Origin of the sequence: Streptomyces sp. SID14436 (assembly GCF_010548465.1) — a bacterium.
In the GTDB taxonomy this organism is placed as follows: domain Bacteria; phylum Actinomycetota; class Actinomycetes; order Streptomycetales; family Streptomycetaceae; genus Streptomyces.
Map to the genome: position 1 here is coordinate 1 of NZ_JAAGMD010000569.1, position 2208 is coordinate 2208.

Annotated in this window: 3 protein-coding genes; 2 read left to right on the plus strand and 1 reads right to left on the minus strand. The window is 72.3% G+C overall.

Annotation, left to right across the window (positions count from 1 at the left end; genetic code table 11):
- Positions 1 to 109 precede the first annotated feature (109 nt).
- Positions 110 to 592 carry a VOC family protein gene (locus G3I53_RS19835; protein WP_164335263.1) on the minus strand — a complete coding sequence of 161 codons (483 nt, stop codon included), beginning with the start codon at positions 590 to 592 and terminating at the stop codon, positions 110 to 112.
- Between the two features lie 232 nt (positions 593 to 824).
- Here G3I53_RS19835 and G3I53_RS19840 point away from each other — a divergent pair, with 232 nt between their 5' ends.
- The gene (locus G3I53_RS19840; RefSeq protein ID WP_164335265.1) at positions 825 to 1481 is read left to right on the plus strand and encodes an ATP-dependent Clp protease proteolytic subunit; all 657 of its coding nucleotides are present in this window, start codon (positions 825 to 827) and stop codon (positions 1479 to 1481) included.
- Complete coding sequence (locus G3I53_RS19845; RefSeq protein ID WP_031102000.1) at positions 1481 to 2083, plus strand: ATP-dependent Clp protease proteolytic subunit; 603 nt, start codon at positions 1481 to 1483, stop codon at positions 2081 to 2083. Before G3I53_RS19840 ends, G3I53_RS19845 begins: the two co-directional genes overlap by 1 nt.
- Positions 2084 to 2208 lie beyond the last annotated feature (125 nt).

Below are 2208 nucleotides of genomic sequence, written 5' to 3' on the forward strand. Positions count from 1 at the left end.
GTCGCGCACCCCGCGATCCGCACGCGCGGCACGGTCGGCGGCAGCGTGGCCCACGCGGATCCCGCCGCGGGGCGGGCGGGGCCCACGCGTGGCCTCCTCGGCCCGGCGCTCACCCGCCCGCGTAGGCCTTCTCCAGCTCGGCCAGGTCCAGCTTCTGCATGCCGAGCATCGCCTTCATGGCGCGTTCCGCCCTCGCCGGGTCCGGATCGGCGATCATGTCGTCCAGCCGGGTCGGGGTGACCTGCCAGGACACGCCGAAACGGTCCTTCAGCCAGCCGCACGGGCCGTGGCTGCCGCCGCCCTCGACCAGCTTGTCCCAGAAGTGGTCGATCTCGGCCTGGTCGGCACAGCCGATCTGGAAGGAGATCGCCTCGGAGAAGGTGAACTCCGGTCCGCCGTTGAGCGCGACGAACTTCTGGCCGTTGGCCGTGAACTCGACGGTGAGGACGCTCCCCTCCGGCCCCGGACCGGACGCGGGGTACCGGGTGACCCGGCCGAGGTGGGAGTCCTTGAACACGGAGACGTAGAAGTTCGCGGCCTCCTCGGCGCGTCCGTCGAACCACAGGCAGGTGGTGAAGCCGTCGGTGGTCATGAGTACCTCCAGTGCGTGGAACGGTGTCGGGGATATCGGGGATGTCGGGGATGTCGGGGATAAGGACCGGCCCGGGCCGCGGAACTCATCGGTGCGGGCCCGGCCGCCGGGCGCGCTCTGCCCGTGGCGAATCTGCGGCGGGCAGAGAAGGCTCCCCGGCGGGCGCCCACCGGCCGACAGTGAGGGCACGCGGTCGCAGCGGCCGCGTTCCGACGACCACTGGAGAGCGCCCATGGCACCCTTCACCGCCGGCCCCTGGCCGGACACGTCACCCCGGGCCGAGGAGGGCGACACACCGCCGACCCGGTTCGACGACCACCTTGCCGCCCAGTTGCTCGCGCAGCGCATCGTGCTGCTGGGCACCCAGGTCGACGAGGTCTCCGCCAACCGGGTCTGCGCCCAGCTGCTGATCCTGTCCGCCGAGGACGCGCACACCGACATCGCTCTCTACGTCAACAGCCCCGGCGGCTCCGTGCACGCCGGGCTGGCGATCTACGACACGATGCGGCTGATCCCCAACGACGTGTCGACGCTCGCCATGGGCTTCGCGGCCAGCATGGGGCAGTTCCTGCTGAGCGTGGGCACGCCGGGCAAGCGCTTCGCCCTGCCGAACGCGCGGATCATGATGCACCAGCCGTCGGCGGGCATCGGCGGGACGACCGCCGACATCGAGATCCAGGCGGAGAACCTGGAGTTCACCAAGCGGACCATCGAGCGGATCACCGCCGAGCACACGGGCCGGACGGCGGAGGAGATCTCCCGCGACGGCGACCGCGACCGCTGGTTCACGGCCGAGGAGGCCAGGGAGTACGGCATGGTCGACCGGGTGGTGGAGTCGCTCGCCGACGTCCGCCCGGCCGCCGGCCGTCCGAGGATGGGACTGCGCTGATGGGCAGCTACACGATTCCGAACGTCGTCGAGCGCACCGCGCGGGGCGAACGGTCCTACGACGTCTTCAGCAGGCTCCTGTCGGAGCGGATCGTCTTCCTGGGCACCGAGATCGACGACGGGGTCGCCAATGTCGTCATCGCGCAGCTGCTGCACCTGGAGGCGGAGGCGCCGGAGAGCGAGATCGCGCTCTACCTCAACTCACCGGGCGGTTCCTTCACCTCGCTGATGGCGATCTACGACGCGATGACGTTCGTCCGGGCTCCGATCTCCACGTACTGCGTGGGGCAGGCGGCCTCCACGGCAGCCGTGCTGCTGGCCGGCGGCGACCCGGGCCGGCGCTTCGTGCTGGAGCACGCGCGGGTGCTGCTGGGCCAGCCCGCCACGGGCGGACAGCGGGGCACCGTCTCCGACCTGTCGCTCCGCGCCCAGGAGATGGTGCGGATCCGCTCCCAGGTGGAGGAGGTGCTGTCCCGTCACACCCACCACGACGTGGCGACCCTGCGCGCGGACATGGACCGCGACAAGGTGTTCACCGCGCCGGAGGCCGTCGCCTACGGCCTCGCCGACGAGGTACTGAGCCGGCGCGTCGTCGGCGTCTGAGCCCGGGCCCGCCGGCGCCCCCGGGCTGGGCAGTGTCCAGGGGCCGGCGGGCGGACGGCCGTCAGGCGGCCAGGCACAGTCCGCCGTGGTGCGCGCCGGACGGGGCCGTGACCGGTGCCGCGGCG

Excerpts from the sequence above, each read along its gene's own strand:
- G3I53_RS19835 (WP_164335263.1), bottom strand. The coding sequence starts at position 592 with ATGACCACCGACGGCTTCACCACCTGCCTGTGGTTCGACGGACGCGCC.
- G3I53_RS19840 (WP_164335265.1), top strand. The coding sequence starts at position 825 with ATGGCACCCTTCACCGCCGGCCCCTGGCCGGACACGTCACCCCGGGCC.
- G3I53_RS19845 (WP_031102000.1), top strand. The coding sequence starts at position 1,481 with ATGGGCAGCTACACGATTCCGAACGTCGTCGAGCGCACCGCGCGGGGC.